General features: G+C 72.1%; 5 protein-coding genes. 3 read left to right on the top strand and 2 right to left on the bottom strand.

Going from position 1 to position 5,734, the window contains the following annotated elements; all coding sequences use genetic code 11:
* Together ACFU6K_RS29495 and ACFU6K_RS29490 are read left to right on the top strand one after the other, a co-directional pair.
* On the top strand, nt 1-1,989 hold a 1,989-nt coding region (locus tag ACFU6K_RS29495; RefSeq protein ID WP_380668101.1), incomplete at its 5' end, for a TIGR02680 family protein.
* The gene (locus ACFU6K_RS29490; RefSeq protein ID WP_380668099.1) at nt 1,986-3,215 is read left to right on the top strand and encodes a TIGR02679 family protein; all 1,230 of its coding nucleotides are present in this window, start codon (nt 1,986-1,988) and stop codon (nt 3,213-3,215) included. The genes ACFU6K_RS29495 and ACFU6K_RS29490, both read left to right, overlap by 4 nt.
* Nucleotides 3,216-3,363: 148 nt before the next feature.
* Here the strand turns inward: ACFU6K_RS29490 and ACFU6K_RS29485 are convergent, their stop codons facing one another.
* Together ACFU6K_RS29485 and ACFU6K_RS29480 are read right to left on the bottom strand one after the other, a co-directional pair.
* On the bottom strand, nt 3,364-4,554 hold the full coding sequence (locus tag ACFU6K_RS29485) for a CapA family protein (RefSeq protein WP_380668097.1): 1,191 nt from the start codon (nt 4,552-4,554) through the stop codon (nt 3,364-3,366).
* A 285-nt stretch (nt 4,555-4,839) separates the two neighbouring features.
* Nucleotides 4,840-4,983: a hypothetical protein gene (locus ACFU6K_RS29480; protein WP_369808267.1), complete on the bottom strand. Its 144-nt coding sequence runs from the start codon at nt 4,981-4,983 to the stop codon at nt 4,840-4,842.
* 505 nt (nt 4,984-5,488) lie between these two features.
* Here ACFU6K_RS29480 and ACFU6K_RS29475 point away from each other — a divergent pair.
* Nucleotides 5,489-5,692 (top strand): cold-shock protein, encoded by a 204-nt coding sequence (locus ACFU6K_RS29475; RefSeq protein ID WP_049649849.1) that lies wholly within the window; start codon nt 5,489-5,491, stop codon nt 5,690-5,692.
* The last annotated feature ends 42 nt before the right edge of the window (nt 5,693-5,734 follow it).

Here is a 5,734-nt window from a genome sequence, read left to right as displayed (position 1 = left end):
GCCTACGGCCCCACGCTCCCGACGGGCCACCCGGCCGCCGTGGCGGCCGACGGAAGCTGGCGGCTGGCGACGGCGGTCGGCTCCTGGAGCAAGGAGGAGTCCAGCCACATCGGCGCCGCGGCCCGGGAACGCGCCAGGCAGCGGCGGATCGCGGACCTCACCGCGGACCTGGCCGAGGCCGACACGGCCCTCACCGGTCACGAGACACGGCTGCGTGCCCTCGCCGACCGCCGGGCGCGACTCGGCGCCGACCTCCGCTCCCGGCCGCACCACCGGGAGGTGGAACAGGCCAAGCGCGTCTGGGAACGGTCCGAGTCCGAGGTGGGCGCCCGCGAGGACGCCGTACGCGAGGCCGTCGAACGGCTCGCGCGACAGGAGACCGCGGTCGCGGACGCGCTGCGTGCGCTCGCCGTCGCCTCGGCGGAGCACGCCCTGCCGACCGAACGTGCCGCCCTGGACACGACCGCCACGGCCGTCGACGCGCTGCGTGAACAGGCCGACGTCTGGCTCGACGCCCACCTGGCCTGGGCAGCCGCCCAGCAGGCCTGGGACTCCGCGCGCAGCCACGCCGAGGCATCCAGGGGAGCGGCCGCCGAGAGCCTGGAGGAGGCCGAGACCGTCGAGGCCGCCGCCCGTGGGCTCCGATCCACGCTCCGGGCGGTCGAGAGCACCGTCGGCGAGGACTACCGCCAAGTGGCCGCCCGTATCAGTGACTTCCGGAGGTCCCTCGACCGGATCCGCCGCGACATCGAATCCGGGACCCAGGCACTTCTCGCGCTCGAAGGGCGCATCGGTGCGCTGGGTGCCACCACGGCCCAGGACGAGGCCCTGCACGACAGGGCCGTGGCGGCCCGGAACGAGGCAGCCCGCAGCTTCCGGCGCCTGTGCGTCCTCGGATTCCCCGAGGACGCGGGCCTCGGCCTCGTCCTCACCTCCGTGGACGGCACTCGCGCGACCCTCGAAGCGGCACGCGAGACCGCCGCGACATGGCCCAACCTGCCGCACGGCACCAGGAACCTCGGCGACGCCCTGAACCGCCTCTCCGAGGCCGTCCACCGAGCCCGCCAGAGCCTCAGCAGCCGTGCCGACCTCGAACTCGAAGCCGAGGAGGAGATCCACGTCCTCACCGCCACCATCGACGGCATCCGCGTCGGCGCGACCAGCCTCCTCGCCATCCTCACCGGCGACCGTGACCGCAGCCAGGACGACATCACCGCCGCCGAGCGGAGCCTCTTCGACCGGACTCTCACCGGCGACACCCGCCGCCACCTCGCGTCCCGGATCCGCCAGGCCGGTGAACTCGTCGAGCGGATGAACGGCCATCTCGAACGGGTCCGGACCGCCTCACGGGTGGCGGTCCGTCTGGTGTGGCAGATCCACCCCGACCTGCCCGCCGGCACCCGGACGGCCCGTGAACTGCTGCTCAAGGACCCGGCGCGGATCACCGAAGCCGACCGCGAGGCCCTGCACGCCTTCTTCCGGGGCCGTATCGAGGAAGCGAAGACCCGCAACACGGCGGCGACATGGGAGGAGCAGCTCGCCGAGGTCCTCGACTACACGGCCTGGCACCAGTTCGTCGTCAAGCTGGACCGCGCCAACGGCGCCGGGTGGCAACTGCTCACCAAGAAGCTCCACGGCGCGCTCTCGGGCGGCGAGAAGGCCATCGCACTCCACCTGCCGCTCTTCGCCGCCGTGGCCGCCCACTACGAGGCGGTGCCGGAGTCCCCGCGGCTGATCCTGCTCGACGAGGTCTTCGTCGGTGTCGACACCGTCAACCGCGGGCAGGTCTTCGCCCTCCTCGCGGCGCTCGACCTCGACCTGGTGCTCACCTCCGACCACGAGTGGTGCACCTACCGGGAGCTCTCCGGGATCGCCGTCCACCAGCTGATCACCGGAGGCGACGGCGACGACGCCGTCACCAGCGCCCGCTTCACCTGGACGGGCGCCGACCTGCTGCCCGACGAAGCCGCCCCGGACGGATCGGCATGACGGGCCGCCATCCTCTCGACCTCCCCGAACTCAGGCCCCTCTGGTCGGCCGTCCACGACCGCCTGTCGACCGGCCGCCCCGTCAGCCGGGTGCGGTCGGGACCGCTCGACGACGCCGGTCGAGAGGCGTTGGCCGATCTCCTCGGACTCGACCGGCTCCCCGGCGCCGAACCGACGATCCCACTCGCCGGACTCGACCGCGCCGTGCTGGAGGTCTGCGGCCGGACCGTCCGGGACGTGGTGGCCGCGATCGTCGGCCCGGTCCACGACCGGGCTGCCGATCGCGAGCGCAAGACCGGCCAACGCGACGCCCTGTGGGGCTGGTTGGCCGGCCACGACGTGGTCACCGCCCAGCCCGTCCTCCTGGAGTGGGTCGGCCACCTGCGCGCCAACGGCCTCGTCGACGGCTCACCCGACCGGACCCGAGGCCTGCTGACCGCCGCGCTGACCGTCCTTCACGCACTCCCGGCCGACGGCGAGCCACTACCGGTCCTCGCGGCCCGCCTCCTCGACGGCGACTCCCACGCCCTCGACGACGGGACCCGGCTGTCCTCCCTCGTCCTGCGCGCACTGGCGGTGCTGTACGGCACCGACATGCCCGACGCCGCGGAGGGACGACGCGCGCTCTGGAGCCGAGCCGGCGTCGCCGACGACGAACTGTCCGCCACCGTGCTCGCCGTCGGTCTCCGCCCCGGGGGAGAGGGCCCGGTCGCCGCGATCTCCCGGATCTGCGCCGCATCCGGCCACCCCGTCAGCCTCACTCTCGCCCAACTGCGCTCACCCGGCGAATGCACCGGTCCCGCAGGACCGGTGCACATCACCGAGAACCCCAGCGTGCTCGCCCTCGCCCTACGACGCTTCGGCCGGCACTGCCCACCACTGGTCTGCACCTCCGGCTGGCCCAACACCGCCGTGATCCACCTGCTGCGCCGACTCGCCGACGACGGCGCCTCCCTGCGCTACCACGGCGACTTCGACGGCGAGGGCATCCGCATCGCGGCTCACGTCATGGCCAAGGCCGGAGCCGTCCCCTGGCGGATGGCGGCCGACGACTACCGGGCCGCCGTGCCCCGGGTCCCCTCGGGCCCCGATCCGGGGCGTCTCACGCCCGCCCCGTGGGACCGGGCGCTCGTCGACTCCATGGCCGAACTGCGCACCGCGGTGGTCGAGGAGGTGGTCGCGGACCTCCTCCTCGACGACTTGGCAGAGTACCGTCACGCACCGTAGTCGGCAGTCGGCAGTCGGCCCCGGCGGAGAGCGTGGCTGCCGGGCAATGCCCAGGAGCCCGTCGCACGTCGAGGTTGCCGGCCTCGCGCTGGTGGGCGTGCCGGGGCGGGCGCCGTCGTTCGCCGTCGCCGTCGGACACGCAGTCCGCTCAGGGGGCCATGGTGAGCCCGGCCGAGGCGCCGCCACGGCTCAGGACGACCGACCGGATGTGGTCGAGGGCCCGGGTGTAGTCGGCGCGGCCGGGGGCGTGGTGGAGGGCGTCGGTCAGGTCGAGGACCCGGTAGGGCGGGCCGAGGTCGGTCAGTTGCGGGAGGAACTCGGCCTTGGTGACGGACCATCGCTGTCCGGGCCGGGCCGGCGGGGAGAAGGTGAAACGGGCGATCGAGCTCCAGTTTCCCCGCGGGTCCTCCGCGCCGGTGTGGTTGAACATGTGGCCGGCGAGCTGGTCGCCCATGCCGTAGACCGTCCAGGTGTCGTTGATCTTCTCGTACGCCTGCGGGATGTGGGCGTGGGTGCCGAGGACCAGGTCGATGTCGGGTCGGCCGGGGGTCTGCTCGGCGGCCAGGTCGCGGGCGAGCGCGAGCTGCTGCTCGTCCGGGGTGTCCTGCCACTCGGTGCCCCAGTGGAGGCTGACCACCACGATGTCCGCGCCTCGCTCCCGGGCGGCCCTCGCGTCGGTGAGGATCCGCTCCCGGTCGATGAGGTTGACCGCCCAGGGCCGGTCCTTCGGCAGGGGGATGCCGTTGGTGCCGTAGGTGTAGGCGAGCTGGGCCACCGTGGCGCCGCCTGCCGTGAGCATCGTGGGGCTGCCCGCCTCGTCGGCGCTGCGCGCGGAGCCCGTGTGCTTCAGGCCGACGGCGTCCATGGCGTCGAGCGTGCGCCGGATGCCGTCCGGCCCGCCGTCGAGCGTGTGGTTGGAGGCGGTGTCGCAGGAGGTGTACCCGGCGTCCTTGAGCGCCTGGGCGACCTGAGGTGGGGAGATGAACGACGGGTAGCCGGTGAACGGCCCACCGTCGGCGCCGTACACCGTCTCCATGTGGCAGATGGCCAGATCGGCGGCGCTGATGACCGGTTTGACCCCGGCGAGCATCCGGGTGAAGTCGTAACCGTTGCCCCCGGCGTCCTCCTTGGCCTGCTGGATGATCTCGGTGTGCGGCAGGACGTCCCCGGTCGCGACGAGGGTGAAAGCCCGCGGCGCCGCCGGGGTGGGCGCGGCCGTCGAGCTCGGATCCCGGGGTGTCGAGGGCACGGGCTGGCGTGCCTGCGGTGACCCGCAGCCCGTGAGGGGGAGCAGCAGGGCGGTGGCGGCTGTGAGGATCTCTCGGCGGGCAAATCTCATGGTCGGCTCGTCCCACGATCGGCGGGTATGACGAGTCCGACTATGCGAGCCGTGGATCGGCCGCCGTGGGAACCCGCGCCCTGGCATCACCCGACGGGGCCACCGACCTGTCGGCGGGCACGGACGGGCGGGTGTGCGGGTGGTGCGGAACCGGGGTGCGGACCGGGCGCGTCGACGCAGCGCGAAACGCCTGGCGTCCGGCCGGGTGGCCGGACCCAGGTGAGCGGCCGATCGGGCTCCGGCATGCGCCCCGGAGCGGCGACGGTAGGGCCGTGGGCGTGCCGGTCAGAGCGTGAACAAGGCGGCGTACGGTGGGGCGATCCGCTCCTGTCGGGTGCCGAAGTCGACGAGGACGGCCGCGTAGGCTCCGTCCTCCACCGCGAGGACGCGGCCGAGACCATACTTGTCGTGGCTCACGCGGTCGCCCACCGCGAATAGCTTGGGCGGTGCGTCAGGCCGGGGTTTGAAGGGACTGGTGGGCAGGGGGCGTCGGACTGCCGGTGTTTTCCTCATCCCGGTCAGTATGCTCCGAAAATCGACGGAACGGGCCGTTCCGGAGCGTGTGAATCCGTTGCCGGGTGTCCCCGGGTCGACTCGCCCCCTGGGCGTGGCGAAAAGATCACGACCGGGCCGGGGCAGCGCTCGGTGTCGCCAACTCCGGTGCGGGAACCGATCGTTGCTGTCACTTTCGGGGCGAGAGGGTCGCGTCCGGGAGGGCGGGAAGAAAATGGACGAGTGAAAATCCGTGCCGACGAGCCGGAGTCTGCTAAGCTCTAGTTAGTTGCAGTTGTGGTTCCCATGAACTTTGTGTGCGCCTGCTTATTGTTGCGGGCGCATTTTTTGTTTTACCGGCTCTTTCCGGCGGGTTCTCATCGCGGCGACTCGAATGTCTGCATGGTGCAGACTTCGGACAGTCTCTCGAAGGAGATTTCTCATGGCTACTGGCACCGTGAAGTGGTTCAACGCGGAAAAGGGCTTCGGCTTCATCGAGCAGGAGGGCGGCGGCGCTGACGTGTTCGCCCACTACTCGAACATCGTCGCCCAGGGCTTCCGCGAGCTGCTCGAGGGTCAGAAGGTCGAGTTCGACGTCACGCAGGGCCAGAAGGGCCCGCAGGCCGAGAACATCCGCCCGCTGTAATTTCCCTGCCGCGGTTCTCACCCGGCAGACAGGGGCCCGCAC

The sequence above is a fragment of the Kitasatospora sp. NPDC057512 genome (genome assembly GCF_042802135.1).
Classification (GTDB): Bacteria; Actinomycetota; Actinomycetes; order Streptomycetales; family Streptomycetaceae; genus Kitasatospora.
Note: the sequence above shows the minus strand (reverse complement) of the source record. Positions and strands in the feature narration are given on the sequence as shown.

Coding starts and splice junctions, on each gene's coding strand:
- ACFU6K_RS29490 (WP_380668099.1), top strand. CDS start 1,986: ATGACGGGCCGCCATCCTCTCGACCTCCCCGAACTCAGGCCCCTCTGG.
- ACFU6K_RS29485 (WP_380668097.1), bottom strand. CDS start 4,554: ATGAGATTTGCCCGCCGAGAGATCCTCACAGCCGCCACCGCCCTGCTG.
- ACFU6K_RS29475 (WP_049649849.1), top strand. CDS start 5,489: ATGGCTACTGGCACCGTGAAGTGGTTCAACGCGGAAAAGGGCTTCGGC.